The 23,316-nt window shown below is 70.5% G+C and carries 34 protein-coding genes and 1 tRNA gene; 26 read left to right on the top strand and 9 right to left on the bottom strand.

Translation table 11 applies throughout. The features are described 5' to 3' along the window. Positions 1-87: 87 nt before the first annotated feature. The 5 genes from ACQP2F_RS41145 (at position 88) to ACQP2F_RS41125 (ending at position 5,080) form a co-directional block, all read left to right on the top strand. Positions 88-2,121, top strand: a complete 2,034-nt coding sequence (locus ACQP2F_RS41145; RefSeq protein WP_433297481.1) for an amylo-alpha-1,6-glucosidase — start codon at positions 88-90, stop codon at positions 2,119-2,121. 115 nt (positions 2,122-2,236) lie between these two features. Further along, positions 2,237-3,025, top strand: a complete 789-nt coding sequence (locus ACQP2F_RS41140) for a hypothetical protein (RefSeq protein ID WP_433297479.1) — start codon at positions 2,237-2,239, stop codon at positions 3,023-3,025. Between the two features lie 2 nt (positions 3,026-3,027). After that, entirely contained in the window at positions 3,028-3,717 is a 690-nt protein-coding gene (locus ACQP2F_RS41135) for a class F sortase (RefSeq protein ID WP_433297477.1), read from the top strand. Continuing rightward, positions 3,714-4,334 (top strand): ECF RNA polymerase sigma factor SigK, encoded by a 621-nt coding sequence (gene sigK / locus ACQP2F_RS41130; protein ID WP_433297475.1) that lies wholly within the window; start codon positions 3,714-3,716, stop codon positions 4,332-4,334. Before ACQP2F_RS41135 ends, sigK begins: the two co-directional genes overlap by 4 nt. Next, positions 4,331-5,080, top strand: coding sequence for an anti-sigma factor (locus ACQP2F_RS41125; protein WP_433297473.1), 750 nt, complete (start codon positions 4,331-4,333; stop codon positions 5,078-5,080). The genes sigK and ACQP2F_RS41125 overlap by 4 nt, the downstream gene beginning before the upstream one ends. 92 nt (positions 5,081-5,172) lie before the next feature. Here ACQP2F_RS41125 and ACQP2F_RS41120 read toward each other — a convergent pair whose 3' ends face one another. The 5 genes from ACQP2F_RS41120 to ACQP2F_RS41100 all read right to left on the bottom strand — a co-directional run bounded on the left by ACQP2F_RS41120 (position 5,173) and on the right by ACQP2F_RS41100 (position 9,564). Next, positions 5,173-6,096 carry an aldo/keto reductase gene (locus ACQP2F_RS41120; protein ID WP_433307823.1) on the bottom strand — a complete coding sequence of 308 codons (924 nt, stop codon included), beginning with the start codon at positions 6,094-6,096 and terminating at the stop codon, positions 5,173-5,175. Positions 6,097-6,237: 141 nt separating this feature from the next. Further along, positions 6,238-7,257 carry a zinc-binding dehydrogenase gene (locus ACQP2F_RS41115; RefSeq protein WP_433297471.1) on the bottom strand — a complete coding sequence of 340 codons (1,020 nt, stop codon included), beginning with the start codon at positions 7,255-7,257 and terminating at the stop codon, positions 6,238-6,240. A 74-nt stretch (positions 7,258-7,331) separates the two neighbouring features. Continuing rightward, positions 7,332-7,811, bottom strand: a complete 480-nt coding sequence (locus tag ACQP2F_RS41110) for a carboxymuconolactone decarboxylase family protein (RefSeq protein WP_433297469.1) — start codon at positions 7,809-7,811, stop codon at positions 7,332-7,334. After that, positions 7,811-8,224 carry a (R)-mandelonitrile lyase gene (locus ACQP2F_RS41105; protein ID WP_433297467.1) on the bottom strand — a complete coding sequence of 138 codons (414 nt, stop codon included), beginning with the start codon at positions 8,222-8,224 and terminating at the stop codon, positions 7,811-7,813. The genes ACQP2F_RS41110 and ACQP2F_RS41105 overlap by 1 nt, the downstream gene beginning before the upstream one ends. 62 nt (positions 8,225-8,286) lie before the next feature. Next, positions 8,287-9,564, bottom strand: a complete 1,278-nt coding sequence (locus tag ACQP2F_RS41100; protein WP_433297465.1) for an MFS transporter — start codon at positions 9,562-9,564, stop codon at positions 8,287-8,289. A gap of 170 nt (positions 9,565-9,734) precedes the next feature. Between ACQP2F_RS41100 and ACQP2F_RS41095 the strand changes: the two genes are divergently transcribed. After that, on the top strand, positions 9,735-10,610 hold the full coding sequence (locus tag ACQP2F_RS41095) for a helix-turn-helix transcriptional regulator (RefSeq protein WP_433297463.1): 876 nt from the start codon (positions 9,735-9,737) through the stop codon (positions 10,608-10,610). Positions 10,611-10,646: 36 nt separating this feature from the next. After that, the gene (locus ACQP2F_RS41090) at positions 10,647-11,012 is read left to right on the top strand and encodes a DUF2255 family protein (RefSeq protein WP_433297461.1); all 366 of its coding nucleotides are present in this window, start codon (positions 10,647-10,649) and stop codon (positions 11,010-11,012) included. A 331-nt stretch (positions 11,013-11,343) separates the two neighbouring features. On the opposite strand, the gene ACQP2F_RS41085 is transcribed toward ACQP2F_RS41090, so the two are convergent. Beyond that, a tRNA-Arg gene (locus tag ACQP2F_RS41085) sits at positions 11,344-11,403 on the bottom strand. Positions 11,404-11,609: 206 nt separating this feature from the next. Between ACQP2F_RS41085 and ACQP2F_RS41080 the strand changes: the two genes are divergently transcribed. After that, positions 11,610-12,167: an HD domain-containing protein gene (locus tag ACQP2F_RS41080; protein ID WP_433297459.1), complete on the top strand. Its 558-nt coding sequence runs from the start codon at positions 11,610-11,612 to the stop codon at positions 12,165-12,167. Here the strand turns inward: ACQP2F_RS41080 and ACQP2F_RS41075 are convergent. The 3 genes from ACQP2F_RS41075 to ACQP2F_RS41065 all read right to left on the bottom strand — a co-directional run bounded on the left by ACQP2F_RS41075 (position 12,155) and on the right by ACQP2F_RS41065 (position 13,745). Next, entirely contained in the window at positions 12,155-12,622 is a 468-nt protein-coding gene (locus tag ACQP2F_RS41075) for an NUDIX hydrolase (protein ID WP_433297457.1), read from the bottom strand. The two genes, ACQP2F_RS41080 and ACQP2F_RS41075, sit on opposite strands and share 13 nt — an antisense overlap. Beyond that, complete coding sequence (locus tag ACQP2F_RS41070) at positions 12,615-13,349, bottom strand: DUF5919 domain-containing protein (RefSeq protein ID WP_433297455.1); 735 nt, start codon at positions 13,347-13,349, stop codon at positions 12,615-12,617. The genes ACQP2F_RS41075 and ACQP2F_RS41070 overlap by 8 nt, the downstream gene beginning before the upstream one ends. 159 nt (positions 13,350-13,508) lie before the next feature. Further along, on the bottom strand, positions 13,509-13,745 hold the full coding sequence (locus tag ACQP2F_RS41065) for a hypothetical protein (protein ID WP_433297453.1): 237 nt from the start codon (positions 13,743-13,745) through the stop codon (positions 13,509-13,511). Between the two features lie 682 nt (positions 13,746-14,427). On the opposite strand from ACQP2F_RS41065, the gene ACQP2F_RS41060 reads away from it, so the two are divergent. The 18 genes from ACQP2F_RS41060 to ACQP2F_RS40975 all read left to right on the top strand — a co-directional run bounded on the left by ACQP2F_RS41060 (position 14,428) and on the right by ACQP2F_RS40975 (position 23,245). Next, a complete protein-coding gene (locus tag ACQP2F_RS41060; RefSeq protein WP_433297451.1) occupies positions 14,428-14,676 on the top strand; it encodes a DUF6284 family protein in 249 nt (82 codons plus the stop codon). Between the two features lie 36 nt (positions 14,677-14,712). Continuing rightward, positions 14,713-14,862, top strand: coding sequence for a hypothetical protein (locus ACQP2F_RS41055; RefSeq protein WP_433297449.1), 150 nt, complete (start codon positions 14,713-14,715; stop codon positions 14,860-14,862). Continuing rightward, entirely contained in the window at positions 14,862-15,746 is an 885-nt protein-coding gene (locus tag ACQP2F_RS41050; protein WP_433297447.1) for an ABC transporter permease, read from the top strand. The genes ACQP2F_RS41055 and ACQP2F_RS41050 overlap by 1 nt, the downstream gene beginning before the upstream one ends. A 91-nt stretch (positions 15,747-15,837) precedes the next feature. Further along, the gene (locus ACQP2F_RS41045; RefSeq protein ID WP_433297445.1) at positions 15,838-15,963 is read left to right on the top strand and encodes a hypothetical protein; all 126 of its coding nucleotides are present in this window, start codon (positions 15,838-15,840) and stop codon (positions 15,961-15,963) included. Beyond that, complete coding sequence (locus ACQP2F_RS41040; RefSeq protein ID WP_433297443.1) at positions 15,963-16,112, top strand: hypothetical protein; 150 nt, start codon at positions 15,963-15,965, stop codon at positions 16,110-16,112. The genes ACQP2F_RS41045 and ACQP2F_RS41040 overlap by 1 nt, the downstream gene beginning before the upstream one ends. A gap of 84 nt (positions 16,113-16,196) precedes the next feature. Further along, entirely contained in the window at positions 16,197-16,331 is a 135-nt protein-coding gene (locus ACQP2F_RS41035; RefSeq protein ID WP_433297441.1) for a hypothetical protein, read from the top strand. Beyond that, a complete protein-coding gene (locus ACQP2F_RS41030; RefSeq protein WP_433297439.1) occupies positions 16,331-16,501 on the top strand; it encodes a hypothetical protein in 171 nt (56 codons plus the stop codon). The genes ACQP2F_RS41035 and ACQP2F_RS41030 overlap by 1 nt, the downstream gene beginning before the upstream one ends. Positions 16,502-16,591: 90 nt before the next feature. After that, positions 16,592-16,759 (top strand): hypothetical protein, encoded by a 168-nt coding sequence (locus ACQP2F_RS41025; protein WP_433297437.1) that lies wholly within the window; start codon positions 16,592-16,594, stop codon positions 16,757-16,759. Beyond that, a complete protein-coding gene (locus ACQP2F_RS41020; protein WP_433297435.1) occupies positions 16,759-16,911 on the top strand; it encodes a hypothetical protein in 153 nt (50 codons plus the stop codon). Before ACQP2F_RS41025 ends, ACQP2F_RS41020 begins: the two co-directional genes overlap by 1 nt. A 90-nt stretch (positions 16,912-17,001) precedes the next feature. Continuing rightward, complete coding sequence (locus ACQP2F_RS41015; protein WP_433297433.1) at positions 17,002-17,466, top strand: DUF3307 domain-containing protein; 465 nt, start codon at positions 17,002-17,004, stop codon at positions 17,464-17,466. A gap of 26 nt (positions 17,467-17,492) precedes the next feature. Next, positions 17,493-17,843, top strand: coding sequence for a hypothetical protein (locus tag ACQP2F_RS41010; RefSeq protein ID WP_433297431.1), 351 nt, complete (start codon positions 17,493-17,495; stop codon positions 17,841-17,843). Between the two features lie 26 nt (positions 17,844-17,869). Further along, positions 17,870-18,184 (top strand): hypothetical protein, encoded by a 315-nt coding sequence (locus ACQP2F_RS41005; RefSeq protein ID WP_433307821.1) that lies wholly within the window; start codon positions 17,870-17,872, stop codon positions 18,182-18,184. Continuing rightward, the gene (locus tag ACQP2F_RS41000; protein WP_433297429.1) at positions 18,181-18,393 is read left to right on the top strand and encodes a hypothetical protein; all 213 of its coding nucleotides are present in this window, start codon (positions 18,181-18,183) and stop codon (positions 18,391-18,393) included. Before ACQP2F_RS41005 ends, ACQP2F_RS41000 begins: the two co-directional genes overlap by 4 nt. Further along, the gene (locus ACQP2F_RS40995; RefSeq protein ID WP_433297427.1) at positions 18,393-20,594 is read left to right on the top strand and encodes an FtsK/SpoIIIE domain-containing protein; all 2,202 of its coding nucleotides are present in this window, start codon (positions 18,393-18,395) and stop codon (positions 20,592-20,594) included. The genes ACQP2F_RS41000 and ACQP2F_RS40995 overlap by 1 nt, the downstream gene beginning before the upstream one ends. Before the next feature lie 152 nt (positions 20,595-20,746). Then, entirely contained in the window at positions 20,747-21,010 is a 264-nt protein-coding gene (locus ACQP2F_RS40990; RefSeq protein WP_433297425.1) for a hypothetical protein, read from the top strand. Positions 21,011-21,030: 20 nt separating this feature from the next. Further along, the gene (locus ACQP2F_RS40985; protein WP_433297423.1) at positions 21,031-21,360 is read left to right on the top strand and encodes a hypothetical protein; all 330 of its coding nucleotides are present in this window, start codon (positions 21,031-21,033) and stop codon (positions 21,358-21,360) included. Then, the gene (locus tag ACQP2F_RS40980; RefSeq protein ID WP_433297421.1) at positions 21,357-21,665 is read left to right on the top strand and encodes a hypothetical protein; all 309 of its coding nucleotides are present in this window, start codon (positions 21,357-21,359) and stop codon (positions 21,663-21,665) included. The genes ACQP2F_RS40985 and ACQP2F_RS40980 overlap by 4 nt, the downstream gene beginning before the upstream one ends. Beyond that, complete coding sequence (locus ACQP2F_RS40975) at positions 21,665-23,245, top strand: DNA cytosine methyltransferase (protein ID WP_433297419.1); 1,581 nt, start codon at positions 21,665-21,667, stop codon at positions 23,243-23,245. The genes ACQP2F_RS40980 and ACQP2F_RS40975 overlap by 1 nt, the downstream gene beginning before the upstream one ends. Positions 23,246-23,316: the final 71 nt, after the last annotated feature.

Here is a 23,316-nt window from a genome sequence, read left to right as displayed (position 1 = left end):
GGACCCCGGCCGACTGGGGTTTGCCGGGACAATTCTCGAACCGTCCGCCCACACGGCCGCGGATGTCGAGACCAAAGGAGCCACCAGATGATCGCCGAGGTTGCGGCCCAACCGCTGCTGCACGACCTGGTGCCCGCCGTGGCGGCGCCCAGCTGCCTGTTGTCCGGCCGCGACGGCCAGATCCGCGCCTCGGGAGTCCAGGGCCTGTTCCACGCCGACCGGCGGGTGCTCTCCGAAGCCGTGCTGCGGGTGGACGGGCGCGAGCCGGAGAGCCTCGGCTACGCCCCGGCCGGGCCCGGCGCCGTGCGCTTCACCGGGCTGCTGCGCCACATCGCCGGACCCACCCCCGACCCCGCCGTGCGGGTCGACCGGGTCCGGCACCTGCAGCCCACCGCGATGACCGAGGAGATCCGCATCTCGTCGGCCGCGCGCACCCCGGTGACCGCCACCGTCACCCTCGACCTCGCCAGCGACAATGCCCTCGTCGAACGGGTCAAGGGCGGCGCCGCCGAACCGCCGGAGGACGCGGCCCTCGCCTTCGACGGGCTGGCCTGGCCGGACGGGATCACCGTCACCGCCCCCGCGGCCGCCGTCACCGCCACCCCCTCCCAACTGTCGTGGCCGGTGACCCTCGCCCCCGGGGAGACGGTGACCCTGCACTGGCGACTCGACGTGCGACGCGGCAACGCGGTGGTAGCCGCACCGGACCACCCGGCCGAGTGGGCCCGGCCGCATGTCCGTGCCGACGACCGGCGCCTCGTCCGGCTGCTCGACCAGGCGCTGGACGACCTTCAGTCGCTGCGGCTCACCGACGACCCCGCCACCGGCGACACCTTCCTCGGCGCCGGCGTGCCCTGGTACCTCACCCTGTTCGGCCGCGACAGCATCTGGGCCGCCCGCATGCTGCTCCCGCTCGGCACCGATCTCGCCGCCGGCACCCTACGCGCCCTCGCCCGCCGCCAAGGCCGGCGCGTCGACCCCAGCACCGCCGAAGCGCCCGGAAAAATCATCCACGAGATCCGCCAGCAGTCGATCGGGCTGCCGGCCAGCTACTACGGCACCATCGACGCAACCCCACTGTGGATCAGCCTGCTGCACGACGCCTGGCGCTGGGGCATGCCCACCGAGCAGGTGGCCGCCCTGCTGCCGCACCTCGAGGCCGCCCTCGGCTGGCTCGACCAGCATGCCGATCCCGACGGGGACGGCTTCCTCGAATACATCGACCACACCGGCCGGGGCCTGGCCAACCAGGGCTGGAAAGACTCCGCCGACGCCGTCCGCTACCACGACGGTCGCATCGCTCCCGCACCCATCGCCCTGTGCGAGGTCCAGGGCTACGCCCACGCGGCCGCCCTGCACGGCGCCGCCCTGCTCGACGCCTTCGACCGGCCCGGCGCCGACCGGTGGCGCGACTACGCCCACCAGATGGCAACCCGGTTCCGCGCACACTTCTGGACGCCCGGCGGCTACCCCGCCCTCGCTCTCGATGGCGACAAAGGGCAGGTCGACTCCGTCACCAGCAACATCGGCCACCTGCTCGGCACCGGCCTGCTCAATCCCGACGAGGAGAAAGCCATCGCCGAACGGCTTGTCGCGCCGGACATGGCCAACGGATACGGGCTGCGCACCATGTCCGCCCACAACGCCGGTTACGCGCCGCTGTCCTACCACTGCGGCTCCGTCTGGCCCCACGACACCGCCATCGGCATGCTCGGCCTCGCCCGCGCCGGCCACGGCGACGCCGCCGCCATCCTCGCCGAAGGCCTCCTGCGCGCCGCCGAGGCCTTCGACTACCGGCTCCCCGAGCTCTACGCGGGCGACAGCGCCACCGACACCCGCCGCCCCCTGCCCTACCCCGCTGCCTGCCACCCCCAGGCCTGGGGCGCAGCCGCCGCTGTCACCCTTCTGCACACGATGCTCGGCCTCGACCCCGACATCCCCAACGGCCGGATCCGCCTCACACCCCCGCCCGGCGCGCCTCTCGGCGCCATCCGCGCCGACGGAATTCGCATCGCCGGACAATCCGTCACGGTCACCGTCGAACCCGGCGCGAAGCCCACGATCTCCGGCCTGGTCGGCGGCATCCAGACACCGGACGCCATGGCTTCACGGCAGGAGTGAGCCGGCGGCAACGCAAAGTTATCGCAAACAAGATCCAAGCCGGATGGCTTCCCGCTCCGAATCACTGGCGACCAAGACAACGGCCCAGTCCGGAATCGCCGGCAAGGAGACCCCCGTGAAGCTTTCCCGCACTCTGCTCGCCATTCCCGCCGCAGCGGCGATCCTGTTCGCCGCGCCGAGCGCGGCTTTCGCCGACGAGAGCGTCCACGTCAAGCTCGACGCGCTCAACAAGTCGGGCGCCTCCGGCACCGCCACGCTCACCGCGATGTCCGACGGCGATCTGAAGATCAGCATCAGGTCCAAGGGGCTGGTGCCGAACTCGCCGCACGCCCAGCACCTGCACGGCTCGACCGACGGCATGGACTTCCACTGCCCGGACATGTCCGCCGACAAGGACGGGAACGGCTACGTCAGCACCGAGGAAGGCATGCCGGTCTACGGCAACATCTTCATCTCGCTGACCACCAAGGGTGACACGTCACCCAAGAGTGGCCTGGCGATCGACCGGATGCCGACCGCCGACGCGAACGGCAACCTGGCCTACGACCGGGTCATCCCCGCCGCCGACCTCCCGGCCGGCACCATCGAGCACCTCAAGGACCTGCACATCGTCGAGCACGGCATCGACGCCAACGGCAACCAGAAGTACGACCTGCAAGGCCTCGGCGAGTCGACGCTGGCGAAGTCGGCCGGCGTCAGCGGCATCCCGGAAGAGGCCACCGACCCGGCGGTGTGCGGCATGGTGTCCGGCGCCGCTGTCGGATCCGTGCCCGTCGGTGGTGTGGCCACCGGTGACGGCAGCACCCGCCACGAATCCACCGGCACGTACGCGCTCGGCACCGTCGCACTGCTCGGCGCGGGCGGCGCCTTCCTCGCTCGCCGCCGGCTCGGCCGCCAGAGCTGACCATGATCGGCGCCGACCGCACCTCGTCGGCCGGGAACCGCCGGGGGCGCTATGCGCTCTCGGCGGTGGTCCTGGTCCTCACCATCATCGGGGTCGCCGCGTTCACGCGCGGCGCCCACGACCAGCCCCGCCAACCGCCACGGACGGTCGCCGCCGGCGACGCCGCTCCGCCGGACGAGACCCCGGCAAGTAGCGGCAGCTCCGCCGCATCGCTGACCACCGGGCCGCTGATGGCCAGTTCGACACCGACCAGAGTCGTCATCCCGGCACTCGGTGTGGACGTCCCCTTGGTCGGCCTCGGTCAGGAGGCCGACGGCAGCATGCAGGTACCCACGGATGCCGCGACCGTCGGCTGGTACACCAAAGCACCGACACCCGGATCCCTTGGCCCCGCAGTGCTGGCCGGGCACGTCGACTACCACCACAAGCCGGGCACGTTCCACAAGCTCAGCGAGCTCAAGCCGGGCGACTCGATCAACGTCGATCGGGAGGACGGCAGCATGGCGATGTTCAGCGTCGTCAAGGTCGAGCGGTATCCCAAGAACAGGTTCCCGAGCAACGCCGTTTACGGAGCGATAAGCCGGGCCGGGCTACGGCTGATCACCTGTGGGGGCAACTTCGACAGCAGCGCCGGGCACTACGAAGACAACATCGTCGTCTACGCGGATCTCACCATGGCGCACCCTGCATGACGCCGAAACGCCCCCGCGCGGGCCGCCGTCCGGAGCATCTGACAGCGGTGCCCGGGCCGGATCCGGAGCCGGACGCCGTCGCGCTGCTCCGGGCGGTGGCCCGCGGTGACGAGCGTGCCTTCGCGCGGCTGTACGACCTGGTGGCGCCGCGCGTCTACGGCCTCGTCCGGCGGGTCTTGCGCGATCCGGCTCAGGCGGAAGAGGTCGCCCAGGAGGTGCTGATCGAGGTGTGGCGTCTGGCCGGTCAGTTCGATCCGGAACGGGGATCGCCGACCGCCTGGGTGTTCACCATCGCGCATCGGCGGACCGTCGATCGAGCCCGGGCCGAACAGGCGGCGGCGAACCGGACGATGCGGGCCGGGGTGACCGCGATCGACACGCCGTACGACGCGGTCGCGGACGAGGTGGCGGTGCGACTGGAAAGGCGGCAGGTGCAGCATTGCCTGGATGAGCTCACCGAGTTGCAGCGCCAGGTGGTCACTCTCGCGTACTACCAGGGCAACTCATATCCGCAGGTGGCGGAGTTGCTGGGAACGCCGCTGGGCACCGTCAAGACGCGGATGCGTGACGGGTTGATTCGACTGCGGGATTGCCTTTCGGCGGGGGTGGCGGCATGACACCGGATGTTCATGCGCTGATCGGGGCGTACGTGCTGGACGCGGTGGACGATCTTGAAAGGGCCGCGTTCGAGGGACATCTGCGGGAGTGTGACGTGTGCCGGACCGAGGTCCACGAGCTGCGCGGAGCGGCCGCGCGGCTGGCCGACAGCGCGTGGTCGGTGCCGCCGCCACGGCTGCGGGAAACCGTTCTCACGGCGATCAGCAACACCCGGCAGCTTCCGCCGCCCGGCGCGGCTGCCGATCCCGGCCGGCCCGTGCGGCTCCGGCCGCAACGCCGACGGTGGCTGGCCGCGGCGGCGGCCGTTCTGGTTTCCGCCGCCGGCGCCGGTGCCGCGGTCTACACGGTGCAGGAGGACCGCGTACGTCAGGCGCACACGCTCGCCGACGCTGCCCAGGCCGGCCAGGCGCGGATCGAGGCGATCCTCGCGGCACCGGACCTGGTGGTGCGGCAGGAGCGGCTGCACAGCGGCGGCCGGGTCACGGTGGCCACCTCGCAACGCAACAACGCCGGCGTGATCATGCTCGCCGCCGACGGAGCCCCCGCCGCCGGCCGCGTCTACCAGCTGTGGACCATCCGCTCCGGAAACCCCGCCTCGGCCGGTGCCCTCGCCGCGGGACAGACGACGACCGTACGGGTCGTGGACGGTTTGCCCGGCTCCTCCGCCGTCGGCGTCACCGTGGAGCCCGCACCGGGTTCGACCAGCCCGACGGCCCCTCTGGACGCCCTCGTCAAACTGGCGTGAACCCCGGCCAAGCAACGGGCAGCGCGATGGGCGATGAAGTCCTAGTAAGTGCACGGTGGGAAGGCCCGCCCTTGGAAGGAATGTGTGGGTGGCTACCGATCGACGAGGCCCATGTGCTGGTCGTTGTAGCGGTTACCGTGGACTCCGACGCGGGCGGCGAGTTCGTTGAGGTCGGCTAGCTCGTCGGCGGAGAGCGGTAGCTGCGTTGCGGCGGTGTTCTCCTCGATGCGGGCCAGGCGGCGGGTGCCGGGGATGGGGACGATCCAAGGCTGCTGGGCCAGGAGCCAGGCGAGGGCCACCTGCCCCGGTGTGGCGTCCTTGGCACGCCCCAGGACGGTGATGTGCTCGACCAGCGCCTGGTTGGCGGCCCGGTTATCGGCGGCGAACCGGGGGATGGTGGCGCGGATGTCGCCGTTGGTGAACTCGGTGCCGGGGGTGACGCTGCCGGTGAGGAAACCCTTGCCAAGGGGGCTGAACGGCACGAACCCTATGCCCAGCTCGGCGCAGGTGGGCAGGACTTCGGGTTCGGGGTCGCGGGTCCACAGCGAGTATTCGCTCTGCACGGCGGTCACGGGGTGCAGCTTGTGGGCGCGGCGGATCGTGGCCGCGGCGGCCTCGGAGAGGCCGAAGTGGCGTACCTTGCCCGCCTGCACCAGTTCACCCACGGCGCCAGCGACGTCCTCGATCGGCACGTTCGGGTCGACGCGGTGCTGGTAGAACAGGTCGATGGCGTCGGTCCGCAGCCGGCGCAGCGACGCGTCCGCGACCCGCTTGATCTGCTCGGGGCGGCTGTCGAGTCCGACCGACTTGCCGTCTTCGATGCGCCACCCGAATTTCGTGGCGATCACGACCTGGTCTCGTAGCGGGGCAAGGGCCTCGCCGACGAGTTCTTCGTTCACGTACGGGCCGTAGACCTCGGCGGTGTCGAAAAACGTGACGCCCCGCTCGACCGCGCCGCGCAGCACGCCGATCATGGCGTCACGGTCGCCGGGGTTGGGTCCGTAGCTCTGGGACATGCCCATGGCGCCCAGACCGATGGCCGAGACCCGCAGGCCCTGGCCGAGAAGTCGCGTGTGCATCACTAGCTCCAGATCGTTGTCGAAGGCGGTGAGTCGGCCTCCCGCGCGGCTGCGAATCGCGCGCCCGTGCGGGCGGAGTCAGAAGGCGATGAGGACCTTGAGGGCTTCGCGGTCGTCCATGGCGCGGTAGGCGTCGGGTACGTCGTCGATGGTGACGGTGCGGTCGAAGACCTTGCCGGGGTCGACGGTGCCGTCGAGGATGCCGGGCAGGAGTTCGTCGATGTAGGCGCGGACGGGGGCGGGGCCGCCGTTGAGGGTGATGTTGCGGCCGAACAGGCTGGCGAAGCCGACGGGTGCCTCGTCGTACTGGGGGACGCCGACGCGGCTGATGACGCCGCCGGCACGGACGATGCCGACGGCCTGGTCGTAGGCAGGGCGGTGCCCGACGGCTTCGAGGACCTTCGGTGCCCCGCCGTCGGTGAGGTCGCGCACGAGGGCGATGCCTTCCTCGCCGCGTTCGGCGACGACGTCGGTGGCGCCTAACTCGCGGCCGAGGTCGGTGCGGACCTTGTGGCGGCCCATGAGGATGATGCGTTCGGCGCCGAGTTGCTTGGCCGACAGTACGGCGAGGAGCCCGACTGCGCCGTCGCCGATGACCGCGACGGTGTCGCCGGTGGTGACGTTCGCGCATCTGGCGGCGTGGTAGCCGGTGCCGTACACGTCGGCGAGGGTTAGCAGCGAGGGCAGCAGTGCGGAGTCGGCGCCGACGGGCAGCTTGACGAGGGTGCCGTCGGCGAGCGGGACGCGGATCAGTTCGGCCTGGGCAGCGCTGAAGAAGCCGACGTGGACGCAGGCGGTCTGCACGCCGGCGCGGCAGAACTCGCAGGTGTTGTCCTGGTAGGAGAAGGAGGCCACGACGAGGTCGCCGGCCTTGACGGTGGTGACGTCGGTGCCGGTCTGTTCAACGATGCCGAGGAACTCGTGGCCCATTTGCTGGCCGTGCTGCTGGGCGGCCATGGTGTGGTAGGGGTGCAGGTCGCTGCCGCAGACGCAGGCGCGTACGACGCGGACGATTGCGTCGGTGGGCTGCTTGATGGTGGGGTCGGTGACGGTTTCGACGCGGACGTCACCGGCGCCGTACATCAAGGTGGCTCGCATGCTGAAGGTCTCCAGACTCGGAAGAGGACGTGTTGGTTGGCCGGGATTGGTCGGGCACGGGTCCGGGGTGGACTTCACCCCTTTGCCGTCGCCAGTACCTTGTCGAGGGCCGCGTCGGCGCGGTCGCCTGGTGCCTGACCGACGCGGGTGCGCAGGACCGTGACGAGGGATCGCAGGTCGGCCTCGGTCAGGCCGGTGTTGAGGGCGATACGCAGGTGTGACCCGAGCTGGGATTCGGCGCCGTCGAGGGCGGATAGGGCGGCGATGGTGGCGGTCGGGTCCGCGCCGGTGAGGTCGCTGATGCCGTTCGCGCGGCGTTCCTCCAGCAGCGCCATGAAGGTGCCGAGGCCATTGAGGCTGCGCGGGAAGCCGGCGTAGGCGTACATCTGGATCAGGATTTCCTTGATCTCGCTGATGGTCAGCCCGGCCTCCAGGCCTTGGGTGAGGTCCTCGCGCAACCGCGGTATGTCGCCTATGGCGGTGAACGCGCCGATCGCCACCGTCGCCTCCTGCCGCCTGGTCAGGCCGCCGATCTTCGATGAAGCGGTGGTCATCAGTTGTCCTTCTTGTTGGCCTGTTGGTACTGCTCGTCGGGGACGGGTTCGAGCCAGGTGGTGGGGTCGCTGCCGTCGGGCTTGGCTTCGAGCATCGCCAGGTGACTCATGAACGTGTCGGCGGCGGCGCCGTGCCAGTGCTCCTCGTCGGGCGGGCAGAGCACTGTCTCTCCGGCGTGGATCCGCAGCACGGACCCGTCGCGGATGCCGACGAGGCCGACGCCTTCGGTGACGTGCAATGTTTGGCCGACGGCGTGGGAGTGCCAGTTCGTGCGGGCGCCCGGAGTGAAGCGGACCAGGGCAACGGTCATCCGCGACGGCCCGGACCCGTTGTAGATCGGGGTCATGTAGACGTCGCCGGTGAATGCCTGGGCGGGCGTCTTCACGGTGGGGCGGACCGGTAGCAGTTCCATGCTGTGCTCCTTCGAGATTCGTAACGAGGTGAGGCTTCCCTGGTGTGGGGCCGGTTTGCCGCTCAGGCGGCGACCGCTTCCGGCTCCCGGGTGGTGGCTCGCTCCCGAGCGAGGGACACGACGAGCGCCCCGGCGATCGAGAAGGCGGCGGTGAGCAGCACGGCGGTGTTCCAGCCGTGCAGGACGGCCGCCGGGTCAGGGTCGCTGCCGGTGACCGAGAGCGTGACCACGGCGAGACCGAACGCGGAGCCGACGTAGCGGGCGGTGTTGTTGGCGCCGCTGCCCATCGCGGCCCGGTCAGCGGGCACGCTCGAAACCGCCTGCCGGCCGAGCGCGGCGTTGAGTACCCCGTTCGCGGCACCCGCGACCAGCAGTCCAGGCAGGAGCCGGACGACGGGGTCGCCGGGGTGCAGTCCGAGAAGGGCGAGCTGGCCTGCGGCGCAGCCGAGCAGACCGGCGACGAGCTGCGTGCGCGGTGCGACGCGGGAAGATAGCCACCTGGCCGACAAGGGCGTGAGGGCCGCGAACAGCGCGCCGACGAAGTCCGGACGGCGCAGCAGCCCGAGATCCAGCATCGGATACCGACCACAGTGCTCCACCGCCGCGAACCCCGCGACCAGAACCCCGCCGAGGAGCAGCAGAGCGAGTGTTGCGGGGCGGGTCCAGCCGCTGCGGCCTTCGACCAGCCCGGCCAACAGCGCGGACACGCCGAGCGCGAGCAGGATCGTGCCGGCCGCGTCGACCGGGCGGGGCGAGGCGGCGCGGGACTCGACTAGTACCGCGCGCCCGGCCAGGGCCAGCCCTGCGGCGAGCAGCGCGGTCATCGCGTACGCGGACCGCCAACCCGTCGTGGCCTGCAGGCCGAGGGCCAAGAAAGGGCCGGCCGCGACTCCGGCGCCGAGGGCGGCACCCCAGATCCCGGTGGCGCGGGCGCGCTCGGGACCTTCGGGGTATGCGTGCCCGATCAGGCCGAGGCTGCACGCGACGATCGCAGCGCCGCCGAGGCCCTGCACGATCCGGGCCAGCACCAGCAGCAGCGCATCAGCGGCGACCGCACCCAGCAGCGAGCCGCCGACGAGGACCAGGGCGCCGGCCAGGAAGGTGCGGCGGCGGCCGTAGTCGTCGCCGAGCGCGCCGCTGCCCAGCAGTCCGGCCGCGCAGCCCACGCTCATCCCACTCAAGATCCACGCCTGCGCGCCCGCACCGGCATGAACACCGGCGGCGGTGGCTGGCAGCGTTGCGAGGGGGGTGGTGAACGCGACCAGCACCAACAACGTGCCTGTCGCCGCGACCGCGAGTGTCCGACCCGCCGTCGTCGGACGTTCGGCTGATGCTGTCATGAGTATGCCTACCCTCTGAGTGACTCCCGTGCCTCTGACCAGCGGAAACGGTCACCGGTCGGGCTTACCTCACCCATGGAACGCGCTGGCGCTCGCCGGTGGGAGGGCTTGGCGTAGCAGGTAATGACAGAACCCCCCTCGGCCCGGCCGGGCGCCGTACCGTGGCGGACATGGACACCCAGGGCGACGTGCGCGAGTTCCTCGCCTCCCGACGCGCCAAGATCACCCCAGAGCGGGCCGGCATCCCGTCCTTCGGCGGTACCCGCCGCGTCCCCGGCCTGCGCCGCGCCGAGGTCGCGCTACTCGCCGGGGTCAGCCCCGACTACTACACCCGCCTGGAACGCGGCAACCTGACCGGCGTCTCTGACAGCGTCCTGGACGCCATCGCCCGCGCCCTACAGCTCGACGAGGCCGAACGCTCACACCTCTACGACCTGGCCCGCGCCGCCAACAGCACCGGCCGCACCCGCCAACGCCGCCCCGCCAAGCAGCAGATCCGGCCCGGCGTGCAGAGCCTGCTCGACGCGATGACCGACGCCCCCGCCTTCGTCCGCAACGGTCGGCTCGACATCCTGGCCATCAACCCCCTCGGCCAGGCCCTCTACGCGCCCGCGTTCACCGCCGCCACCCGGCCGGTCAACCTGGCCCGCTTCTGCTTCCTCGACCCCGCCGCCGAGGAGTTCTACCCGAACTGGAACGACGCCGCCGACACCACTGTCAACCTGCTGCGCACCGAAGCCGGCCGCGACCCCTACAACAAGGCCCTCACCGACCTGGTCGGCGAACTCGCCACCCGCAGCGACACCTTCCGCATCCGCTGGGCCGCCCACAACGTGCGCCTGCACCACACCGGCGTCAAACACTTCCACCACCCGGTCGTCGGACGCCTCGACCTCGCCTTCGAGGCCATGCCGCTACCCGCCGACCCCGGCCTGACCCTCACCGCCTACAGCGCCGAAACCGGCACCCCCGCCCACGACGCCCTACGCCTGCTATCCAGCTGGCTCGCCACCCGCGCACCGTCCAACACGGCGGCAGACCAGTAACCCACTGCTCGGACCGTCCAAGGAGAAGCAGCCGTCATGACCTGGGACACCGCCACCATCCGACAGCTCGCCGACGCCGTCGAGGTCGACATCGCCGTACCCGCACCCGGCCGACCCGAGGTGCGCACACCGATCTGGATCGTGGCCGTCGACGGCACCCTCTACGTTCGCTCCTGGAAAGGCGAGGCCGGCATCTGGTACCGACGCGCCCGCCGACACGGCAGCGGCTCGATCACCACGGCTGGACACGAGCACCACGTCCGCTTCAGCGCCGTCGACGAGCCCGACATCAACGGGCGTATCGACGAGGCCTACCGGAGCAAGTACGGCCACTCCACCTACACACAGGCGATGACCGGCCCACCAGCAACGTCGACCACCCTCCGACTGGATCTCGCATAGCGCCCCCGAAGCCCGGCAGCTTGTCACCCGATCCGGGCAATTCTTGCCGAACCGTGCTCGACCCGGCCTGGGACTTGCCGCACCGGCGACCGCTTCATGCTGGTCCCTGCTCAGGCCCCGTTCCCGCCAGATCCGGCCGGTCGGGAATGCTCGGCTCGCAGGCAACTTTGGCAGGCTTGCTCGGTTGTACCCGCACAAGCAGCGAGCCCGACAGCGTGGTCGCCGTCGGGCTCGTGAAGATCTTCTGCGCGATATTCAGGGGAGCGTGAAGGTGGCTTCGACGTGCAGCACACGATCAATAACGCTGCGTTGTTGCAGTTCTGTAACGTGCCCCCGGCAGGATTCGAACCTGCGCTTTCGCCTCCGGAGGGCGACGCGATCCCTCTGCCCCTCGTGTGCCCTGATCAGGCAAGCAGTATCTCGGCAGCGATCATCAGGACGCCGCTTCGGTAGGCATCCGGTAAGACGGCGATGCCCTGAGCAGCCGAGGCCTCACCGAGACCGCTTCGGACTGTGCCGCGAGCGACTCCGATCCTTGCCTGATCTCATCCAAGGAGGTACTTCGTGATGGGTCCTGTTGGCCGTTACGGTTCTCCCATGCTGCTGCCATGGGCCTACGAGACTGCCGAACGAGTGCTCGCGCCTGTGCTGCCCCGCCGGTGGGCACACGTCCAGGGCGTTGCCTCCAAGGCTCAGACGTTGTCGGCTGCCGTCGGTGACGAAGCGGCACTGCTGGAGGCCGCCGCGGTCCTGCACGACGTCGGGTATGCCCCGGACCTGAGTCGAACTGGGTTCCACCCGCTAGACGGCGCGTACTTCCTGCGCTCGATTGACGCCCCGGAGCGTCTGGTGTGTCTTGTTGCTCATCATTCATGTGCGATCCGAGAGGCCCGGATGCGCGGGCTGGAGAGCGAGATAAACCAATTTCCGGATGAAGGATCAGCCGTCCGAGATGCGCTGTGGTTTTGCGATCTCACAACAACGCCCGACGGTGAGCCGACTACCTTTACTGAGCGCGTTGCAGAGATTAAAGAGCGATACGGGCCGGCGGACCTTGTCACCGCCTTCATTACCGAGGCGGAGGGGGACTTGGGTGCGGCTATAGCCCGAACGGAACAGAGAATGGTGAACTCGCCGAAGCGTCAGTCAACGTAGGGTTCCCCGTCGCTGAGTCCATGGTAGATCCTTTTGGTCATGGATGGATGTATCCGGAGATTCGATAGAGTGTCAGCAGGCACCCATTCGACCCGCGAAGATTCATCGCTGAGACGGACGGTTCCGCCCACTGGTCGCCCTCGGAAGCAGATCGAAAATTCCTGCCGAACCTCGCCGTCATCATAGGCTATGACGTGTCCAGGATCGGAATAGATGCCCGAGACGCCGAGTAGCTCCACTCGGACTCCGGTCTCCTCTTCGACTTCCCGGATGGCTGCCTGGCTTACGCTCTCTCCGATGTCCTGGGCGCCGCCGGGTAAGGCCCAGAGTCCGTTATCCGTGCGCTGAATCAGCAGTACCCGCCCTTGGTTGTCGCGGACCACGACAGCAACGGCGGGGACGAGTGAGTTAGCCTGCGGCGCGCCGGGGTCGTGGAGGTAATCGGTCTTAGGCACTCTTCGTTCCCGTCTCCCACACGGCCTCAAAGCTGCCAGCGTAGGTGTCGAACAAGCCATTTCCTGCGGTTCGATGGATGTGAAGCGCGGGCGCCATGGGTGCGGTTATGCCGAATACGTGGGGATTGACGATCATATCGTCATCGAATACGTAAACGGAGTTGTAGAGAACAGTTCCGTGCGTTCTTATTTCAATATTTGGCACGCCCGATAGTGGGCGGAAGAATGCTGCGGCATGGGCAATTTTTGCCGAGATCGTGTCACGCCCGATTCCCTCGTCTTCGCTGCGCTGTTTGACCGCCTCGCATTGGGGATCGCCGAGTAATATCCGAACTCGCGCGCCGTTCGCAGCCTTCGCCCGGAGGTTGCTGAGCAGGTCGGGTTTCTCTGTCAGGAACATGCCGACATAAACGAGGAAAGCCACATCCTTCGCTGCGCGATCGAGGAGCCGATCCCAGAGTTGCGGTGGAACGGATGCTCGATTCGGGTAGAGCTGCACTACCCCGGATGAGTCCGAAGTGGCCGCCGCAGCCTTCCTGGCCTCTGGCCACAGGTAGTCCACATCCTCCTGCAGGCGCTTCGCGATCTTGAAGCGTGTGCGCGGGTGTGGCACGCGGCCGCCCAGCCACCGATGGACGGTCTTCACATCGCTTTCCGTGTACAGGGCGAGCGCGTCGGGCGTGACGCGCGCCCTGTCGAGCGCATCTTTCAACCTCTGGTTCGCCATGGCTGACCTCACCGGTCGCTTGGGACGTTTCCATCACTATAAACGTCCCAAGCGTCCCGGCAAGGTCGTTTTAGCGTCACCAGGGTCGAGGTCTCCTAGTGGTGCGGGCGGTGCTCGCCAAGCGGAAGAGATCGATGAACGGAGGTGAGGAATGGCCGGCTATGCGCTCGGTCGCTTCGGGCCGGGGGCGGCTGGAGGAACGCCGTTCTCTCGTGCGATCTTGCGGATGTAGGCGCCAGTGAAGGGCGACAAGCGCTCGACCTCGGTCGGGCCGATACCGCCCCGGAGGGCGGCTAGAACGGCCTGAATCGCCTGCTGGCGCGCGTCTTCGTGTGCCACCTCGGTCTGCTCGTACAGCCTTGTTGCGGCGATCAAATCGCTCCGTTCATCAGCCATGAGTTCAGAGTACCGCAACCCTGTTGCGCATCTTGCCTGGTTCCGCTAGCGTGATGCGCAACAGGGAATCGCAACTTGAAGGCGATTGCCGAATAACTCCACAGAGGCGGTGTTGACCGAACCGCGCAGCAACCGGTCAGGCGCTCTACCTCCCGCTGGGAAGCGGGGATCGACCCAGGCGGCGCCAGCAGTAAGCGACAGGTCTAGGCCCCGCTCAGCGGCCAGCAGAACACTGGCTGCCCCGTAGCCGTCGGCATCGGCGGTGGGCACGCGATGAGGCGACCGGCGCACGATCCCGCGACGCATGGCGGGTGGGGGCGTGACGGCGTGAGCGCGCGGTGGCGGACAAGTAGACCTAGCTCGATTCCACGGGCCATCTCGACGGCCCGGCTGCTCACGGCGTTCCGCGCGGTCCGGCCCCGACCAGGGCCGGCCGCGCGGAGGGCAAACCCTACGCCACATTGCCTACTTCTCCGATCGAGTGCAAGGAGATGCATGCCATGCCGTCCCTCAGCTCGCTCGTCACCGTTACCGCTGCTCAGAGCGCCTGCTGGCGCACCTGCGAGCGCTGCAAGAACCTGGCGCCGATGGCGCGCAAACAGACCTGCTGCCAGAGCTGCCGCGTTGTGCGCCCCCGGGTGCCGCGGGCCGCCTGACTTCCGCGAAGGGACACCGACGCCCCATGAACGACCTCGACCTGAGCGAGCCGACCGCTGCCGACCTGGCGGCGCTGGTCGCCGAGGAAGACCTGATCGCCGCCGAGCTGGAGTGGCTGAACGCTGAACTGACGTTGCTGGCCGCCGCCGAGCGCGGCGCCCCGGACGAGCTGGACCGGATGCGGTTGCGCCGCGCCGAGGCCCGCGTGCTGCGCGAGACGTTCGCGTTCGTCGCGGCCCGCATCAACCGACCGGCCGCGCACCGGGCCGCCTGACCCGCACACCGTCTGACCTGCCGAGGAGGCAACCCCATGAACCTGCGCAAGCTCGCCGGCCTCGTCGTGCTGGCGTTCGCCGCTTACTACGCGATCACCAACCCGAACGACGCCGCATCGGCCGTCCACACGGTCGTCTCGGGTGTCGGCACGTTCTTCTCCGCTCTCTCGCACGGAGGTAAGTGATGACCGCCGCCACCCTGACCCGCACCCCGCGCAGCGCGTTCCCGGCCGCGATCGAGGCACTCAAGCCCAAGGCCGTCGAGCTGATGGCCGAGACCGGCGAGCTGCCGTCGCGCAACCGGCTGATGAAGGAGCTGCACATCGGCCCCGACAAGGCCAAGGCGCTGCTCGCCGCGCTGGCCGACACCACCGGCGACGCGCCGCACGCCGAGGCCGAGCCGCTGCGACCGATCGTCATGATCGAGGACGAGGCGCAGAACTACTTCGACGCCGCGCCCGTCGCCGCCCCGGTCGAGCCGGTCGACGACGCCGAGGCCGCGCCGCCGGTCGTGACGGACTCGGCCACGGCGACCGACTTCGCCGACCTGACGAACGTCGCCGACCCCGCCGAGCCGCTGCCGGACGTGACCACGCCGCCCGCCGAGGCGGCCCCGCCCGCCGCCGTCGAGCAGCCCGCGCCCAGGGTGAAGGCTCCGGTGACCTGGCCCGTGCTGATCCTGTGCCTGCCCGCGTTCGTCGCGATCTGGGCCGGGTGGGTTGAGATGGGACGGTTGACCGGCTTCGGCAAGGTCACGCTGCTTCCGGGCATCACCGACTTCCAGATCGACACGGCGATCACGCTGCCGATCGGGGTCGAGACCTACGCCGCGTACGCGCTGTGGGTGTGGCTGTCCGGCCGGGTGGCCGGTGACGCCCGCCGCTTCGCGAAGTGGTCCGCGATCGGCTCGCTCGCCCTCGGCGGGCTCGGGCAGGTCACCTACCACCTGATGAACGCCGCGCACTGGGATGCGGCGCCGTGGGGCGTTACCGCGGTGGTCGCGTGCATCCCCGTCGCGGTGCTGGGCATGGGCGCCGCTCTGGCGCACCTGATGCACCAGCAGCACTAGTTCCGCCCGGCTGCACAGCCCTGAGCCTGCAAGCACGTGCTGTGCAGCCGGTCACCCCATCCAGTCAGCAGACCTTTGGGAGGTCACCAGTATGTCCGACAAGTGGCTGAACGTGCAGCACGCCGAGGTCAAGGAACGCAACCGGCGCCAGCGCGAGCAGCAGATGGCCGAGGCGCAGCGCCTGGCCGACGAGCGGCGCCGCAAGGCCGGCCGCTGATGCGCCGCCGCCCGACCGACGAGACGGCCCGTCGCATCGCCGAAACCGTGGCCAGCGAATCCCTGCCCTACACCGACCGGGCCGCGAAGTACCCGCGCGCCCGCGACTACCAGCGCACCCGCGACGAGGGTGTCCAGCGCCGCCGCTGACGGCCTCCGCCACGCCCGGGCCGCCGAGGTCCGGTCGTGTGCGGTGGCCGCCACCGGGGCGGCCGGGGAGGGAGACCCCGCGTCATGGACAGCAAGACCGCCCTGCGCGCCAAGCAGGACGAATGGCGCCGTGAGCACGCCGCCTCGCACGCCGAGCAGCGCCGCCGCGACGCCCAGCGCGCCGCCACCGACCAGCAGCGCCGGGGAGGTGGCCGCTGATGGCCCGCAAGACCGGATGGGTCGTCGACCTGGAAACCGGCCGCGCCGCCAAGGGCCGGATGCCCAAGGGCAGCACCGAGGACCCGGCCAGCTTCCGGGAGAACCAGATCGGCCGCCTCGCCGGTGACGCCGCCGTCGCCGTGCTCCGCGGCCTGACCCGCCGCCGCTGACCGCTTCCGTGCGCGGAATCCGTTGCCACGCAACAGGTTCCGCGTGCGGTGGCCGCCAGAGCGGCGCGCCAAGAAAGCGAGGAATCCCCAGTGTTCCAGGTCGAGAAGAACGCCAAGGACGACGCCAACAAGATCCGCAAGGACCTCAAGGCGTCCGGGATGGGCGGCCGGCAGGCCGACCGGATCGCCAACCGGCACGAGCAGCGCCAGGTCCGCAACGGCAACAAGTGGATCCGCAAGAACGTGGGTCTCGACTGATGGCCGCCCGCGTGCCGAACACGATCCCCGACCGGCAGTGGGCCGACATCCGCCGCCGGGCCGAGAAGGTCGCGCCGCCGCTGTTCAGCGCCGAGGCCGTCCGCCGCCGCAAGGCCGCGTCCGCGCAGATGCGCAAGGCCGACCAGAACTGACTACGCCCGGAGCGCGGCCTCACGGCTTCGCGGTCCCTCGGCCGCGCTCCGGCCCCCTCAGCCCTTCCTCAGACCTTCGGGAGACCCCTCATGCTGCCAGACGCCACGACGCGCGGCGCCACGTTCGCCGCCGTCTTCGCCGCCCTGTTCGTCGCCCATCAGGTCGCCGATCACTGGGTGCAGACCCAGCGGCAGGCCGACCGCAAGGGCCTGCCCGGCTGGCCGGGCCGCCTCGCCTGCGCCGCCCACGTCGTCACCTACACGCTGACCGCCGTCCTGGCGGTGGCGCTGCTGCCGATCGTGCTGCACCTGCCCCTGTCGATCGGCCAGCTCACGGCCGGGCTGCTCGTGTCGGCGGTGACGCACTACATCGCCGACCGGCGCACCCCGCTCAAGCGCCTCGCCGTCTGGTTCGGCGCGGACCGCTTCTACGCCCTCGGCGCCCCGCGGCCCGGCCGCGACGACAACCCGTCGCTGGGCTGCGGCTCCTACGCCCTGGACCAGTCCTTCCACTACCTGTGGCTGTTCGCCGCCGCCCTGATCATCGCCGCCTAATCGGCATCCGGAACGGAGCGCGCCTCATGACCATCCTCGACTTCCCCGACCTGACCGGCGGCGACGCGATCGCCGACCGGATCGCCGAACTGATCACCGACCTCGGCGACACCCCCGACGCCATCGCCTACCACCTCGCCGAGGCCGGAATCACCGGCCGGCGCGGTGAGGCGACGTGTTGCCCGATCGCCGTCTACCTGCGCCGCGCCGAGCCGGGCATCGACTGGATCGGCGTGTTCGACGACGCGATCGACGTGCTGACCGAGACCGCCTGCGACCTGCACCTGAACGTGTCGGACGCGGTCGGCGAGTTCGTCGCCCTGTTCGACATCGAGCGCTACCCGCACCTGATCGGCACGAGCGGGGAGGCCGCGTGAGCGAGCGCAAGAACCGCCGCGCCGTGATGGCCGAACTGCTGCTGCTGGCCGACCCCACCAGCATGTGGGTCCGCCCCGACGGCGAGTCGATGGCCATCGACTTCGACAGCATCGCCGCGTTGCAGTCCTGGCTGCACCTGGCCGGCCTCAACAACCCTGACCTGCTGACCGGCGAGCACCACGGCACCGACGACGACGGGCGGGCGTACCGGTCGATGGCCGCCTATCCGACCTGGCACGGCTGGGAGATCTTCGCCCACGCCCGGGAGTACCTCGACACCGCGGCCGTGCTTGCGCCCGATGTCGCCGACCAGCTCGCCGGCCTCGCGGTCGCCGGATGAGCCGCGACTGCCCGAACTGCACCCGCCTGGCCGAGCAGAACGCGTTCCTGCGCAGCCTGCTCGGCCAGCTCATCGGCGGGCTCCGCGCCGCCGTCGCGTTCATCACCGCCGAGCAGGACGAACCGTCCATGCCGCCGCGCACCACGATCGCCGCCGTCCGTAACCGACTGACCTACCTCGCCGAGCAGGCGGAAGGGAAACGCATCTGATGACCACCACCCCCAACCTGACGCCCGGCGAGGTGCCGGACGACGAGCCGCGCTATCTGCGGCTGGTGCCTGGCGGCCTGACCGAGCCGGGCACGGACGTACAGCCCGCCGAGCACGGCGAACCGGCCGTGCCCGACGGGGATGCGGAGACGGTCGTCGAGGGCGAGGTCGTCGACGGCGTGCCGGTCGACGCCGCCGACGTGCCGATCACCACCACGTGGCAGTCGCTGACCACCCGGCCGCGGGTGCCGATCATCCCGGCCTGGCTGCGTGATCAGCACGAGTTCCGTTCCCGGGTACGCGTGGCGCGTGACCTCGCCGGTTACACGATCGGCTTCTACCTGACTCGCTCGCCGAAGTACGCGGTCAAGACGCTGTGGTACGCGCCCAAGGGCGCCCGCCGGGTGGTGGGCACGGTGATCCGGTGGGCCGCCGCCGAGGAGGGCAACTTCGCGTTGCGGCAGCACGCGGCGAACACCAACGACGCGCACACCTGGCAGGCCCTCGACCGGACCCGGGCGAAGTCGAGCAAGGCCCGGTGGTGGCTGGTCATCCCCGCCACCATCGCCCTGATGGTCACGGTGCTGGGGCTGCACGCCACCGGCGCGGTGCCCGCGATCGGCTGGTGGGCGGCGCTGGTCGGACTGCTGATCGGGCTGGCCCGGCTCGGCCGGCCGATCGACTCGCCGATCCTCGACCACGTCTCCAACGGGCCGAAGTTCGTCAAGCTGACCGCCGAGATGGTGCGCTCCGCGTTCTCCAACCTCGGCATGAGCAGGATGAAGGACCCCGCCTCCATCAGCTTCAAGCACCCGGGCATCCACCGGGACGGGCCGGGCTGGCTGGCCCGCATCGACCTGCCCGAGGGCATGGAAGCCGTCAAGGTCCTGGAGAAGCGCGACGCCCTGTCGTCGGCGTTGCGGCTGCCGATCGACCAGGTGTGGCCCACCGCGGGGCCGGACCACGCCGGGCAGGTCGATCTGTGGGTCGGCTACAAGCCCGCCTCCAAGATGGGCACGCCCCGCTGGCCGCTGACCGACGAGAACGCCCGCACCTCGTACTTCGAGCTGACCGAGTTCGGCTACGACCAGCGGCTACGCCCGATCAAGGCGCAGGGCTTCGGCATGAACTACCTGATCGGCGGCCGTCCCGGCTCCGGCAAGTCGTTCGCCGGCCGTTCGCTGGTCACCACGTTCCTGCTCGACCCCACCGTCGAGCTGAAGATCGCCGAGTACAAGGGCACCGGTGACTTCCTCGACATGGAGCCGCTGTGCTCGACCTACGTGTGCGGGCTGTCCGATGAGGACATGGCCGCCGGACTGGGCATGCTGAACTGGGGCCTGGCCGAGGCGGAGCGGCGCGGCAAGCGCATCAAGGAGGCGTACCTGCGCGGTGAGGCCCCCGAGCGCAAGGTCACGCCGGAGCTGGCCGCCAAGCCCGGATCCGGGCTGCACCCGGTCGTGATCGTCATCGACGAGGCGCACGAGCTGTTCGGCGACTCCACCGTGGGCAAGGAAGCCGGGCTGGCCGCCGAGCGGCTCGCCAAGCGCGGCCGGGCGCTGGCGATCACGCTGATCGTCATCACGCAGATCCCGGACAAGGACTCCCTGCCCACGGGCATTACCCGCAACATCGGCATCCGCTGGTGCCTGGCGGTCCCGGACCAGGTCGCCAACGACATGATCCTCGGCACCGGCGCCTACAAGCGCGGTATCACCGGCACCATCTACCGGCCCGGCATCGACGCCGGGTGGGGCGTGCTGACCGGCCTCGCCGAGCCGACCAGCGTGCGCAACCACTTCCCGGCGCCGAAGGAGGCCGCCGCGCTGATCGCCCGGGCGGGTGTGCTGCGCCACGGCCGCAAGGTCGGCGCCGGGATCGACGCCCCGGCCGCGCGGGACCTGCTCGCCGACCTGCTGGAGGTGGCCGCCGCCAACGGCCAGCACTGGGAGAAGGCGGCCCCCGCCCTGGCCGAGCGCTGGCCCGAGGCGTACCCCGCGCTCACCCAGGACGCGCTGTCCGAGCTGGCCCGCGCCCAGGGCGTCGAGTCGGTCGACGTGAAGGTCGCCGGCCGCAACCGCAAGGGCTACAAGACGCCCGTGCTGCGCGGCCTGATCGCCGCCCGCGACAGCGCCACCGACCCGGCCGCGAAGCCGGACGGCGACGCCAACCCGGACGACGAAACCTCTACGCAGAGTTAGGTAGCGGCTGAGGTAGCGCCAGAGGCAGAGGTAGCGGCAGCGCTACCTCTGCCGCTACCTGCCTACACCGATCACTGCCTGCGAAGACTTTCCGCAGGTAGCAGGTAGCGCCACCTCGGAAAACGCCCCGAAATCCGCTCTGGAGGCATGTTGTGACACCCCTCGCCCTCGCTACCGTCTTCGCCGGATGTTACGCAGCGTTGTGCTGGCTGAAGCCGTTCGGCCGCTGCCGCCGCTGCCGCAAATCCGGCGTCCGCCCGCGGCTGATCACCCGCCGCCTGACCGTCTGCCGCGCCTGCAAGGGCGCCGGACTCCGGCTGCGCCACGGCCGCCGCGCCTTCAACTACCTCGCCCGCATCCACGCCGACGCGCAGACCGCCCGCGCCGCCCGCCAGAACCTCGGCGGCCCCCGATGATCCGGCGTCCCGCGCGAGTCATGGCCCGCACCATCCGGCCCGAGACGCCACACACCGGATGGTGCGCCCGCGACCACCGGTGCGGCGTCACCGAACACCGCGCCCCGCCGGTCATCGCCGACCACCTCGGCGCCCGCGCCATCGTCACCCGCGTCCGCGCCGGTGACGTCGAGTACGCCGAGATCACCGCCCGCATCCCGCTCGCCCGGCACGACGCCCTCGCCCGGCGGCAGGTCGGCCTGACCCTGCACCTGCTGCGGCGGCTGTTCGCCGCCGTCGCCGCCGTGCGCCCCGAAACCCTGCCCACCGCACCCGCTCGCCCTGCCCTCGACCGGAGGACCGCAGCATGACCACCACCACGACGGCGGCCGAGATCCCGGCCGCCGAGCACGGCACCGGCTTCACCGCCGTACCGCTCGCCTTCCCCGACCGGGCCGAGGCACACCGCATCGAGCGGCTGCACCACCCGGACGTGCGGGCCGACGCCGACGACCCGACCAGCAAGATCCTCACGCGGGCGTGGACCGAGGTCCGGCCCGCCTGCTCGCCGGACAGCGACCCGGCCGACCGGTTCTACGAGCTGTCCGTGCCGTACGCGCTGGCTCGTGGCGCTCAGCCGTGCGGATGGCCGGAGTGCTACGGAGGTGCCGCCTGATGCTGACCGTGGCGGACTACTTCTGCGGCGCGGGCGGCAGCTCGACCGGCATGCACCAGGTGCCGGGCGTGCGGGTGGTGATGGCGTCGAACCACTGGCAGCTCGCGATCGACACCCACCAGCAGAACTTCCCCGACGCCGACCACGATCGGGAGGACATCACCCGCATCGACCCCCGGCGGCACCCCACGACGGACATCGGCTGGTTCTCCCCGGAGTGCACCAACTGGAGCGTGGCCAAGGGCCGCAAGGTCGACTACGACGGCAAGCCCGTGCAGCTCGACATGTTCGCCGAGCATGGTGGCGAGCCGCTGCCGGACGAGGCGGCGATCCGGTCGCGGATGCTGATGCAGGACGTTCCCCGGTTCACCGAGGTTCACCGCTACCGGGCGGTGATCGTGGAGAACGTCACCGACGTGCTCAAGTGGGAGCACCTCGACGTATGGCTGCGCCGGATGCGGCTGCTCGGCTACGCGCATCGCACGGTCGTGCTCAACAGCGCTTTCGCGGGTGCGCTGGGCGACCCGGCGCCGCAGCTGCGTGACCGGGTGTACTTCGTGTTCTGGCGCGACACCTATGCCGCACCGGATTTCGCGAAGTGGACGCGGCCCCGGTCGTGGTGCCCGCGCTGCGGCGACGTGCGCGGCGTCTACGTCGACAAGAGGCCCGGCGCGCGGCGCACCATGCGCTACGGCCAGCAGTACTTCTACCGCTGCCCCAACGCCGAGTGCCGCGGGACGGCCGTTGCCCCGTACACCCTCGCGGCGGCCAGCGTGCTCGACTGGACGCTGCCCGGCGAGGTGATCGGCGACCGGCTCAAACCCAAGACGCGGGCGCGGATCGCCGCCGGGCTGGCCCGCTGGTCCGGGGCGCTGCTGGCCCCGGCCGGCGGGGGCCGCAATCGGGCCGCTGCCCCGGCCTCGGCGCCTATGCGGGCACGGACCACCACCGAGAGCGAAGCGCTGGTGTGCCCGCCGCTTTTGGTGCCGGTGGAGGCCCGCGACGGCAAACAGGCCCGGCAGGTTGACGAGCCGTTGCGGGCGCAGACCGCCCGCGCCGAAACCGCGCTGGTGATCCCGCTACGCAACAACGGCGTCGCCAAGCGGGCCACCACCTCGCCGCTACTGACCTTCGCCGCCGGGGGCACCCACCAGGCGCTGCTGATGCGCAACAACACCGCCCGCGGCGACCACGGCCAGATGTCGACGCCGGTCGACGAGCCGATGCGGGCGCTGACCACCGCCGGGCATCAGTCGCTGATCGGCATCGAGCCGGGCCTGTTCGCCTACGACACCGGCCGGGTGCGCCCGCTCGCTGATCCGCTGCCCGCCCAGACCGCGATCGCCGGTGACGGGCTGCTCGGCCCCGCCCCGGCGGTCGACGAGTGCACGTTCCGGATGCTCACGGTCGACGAGATCCGCGCCGGGATGGCGTTCACGCCCGGCTACCGGTTCGTCAAGGCGTCCAAGCGGGCCAAGGTCCGCATGCTCGGCAACGCCGTCACCCCGCCCGCCGCTCGCGACCTGGTCGCCGCTGTGGTCGAGGCGATCACCGGTGAGGCGATCGAGCCGGCATGGTGACCGCCGCGCCTCCGGCCGCCGAGGCGGAGTGCCGGTACGGCGGCCATTCCGGGCCGCAGGTGTACCGCGAC

The organism is Actinoplanes sp. CA-030573, from assembly GCF_050951115.1.
Classification (GTDB): Bacteria; Actinomycetota; Actinomycetes; order Mycobacteriales; family Micromonosporaceae; genus Actinoplanes.
Note: the sequence above shows the minus strand (reverse complement) of the source record. Positions and strands in the feature narration are given on the sequence as shown.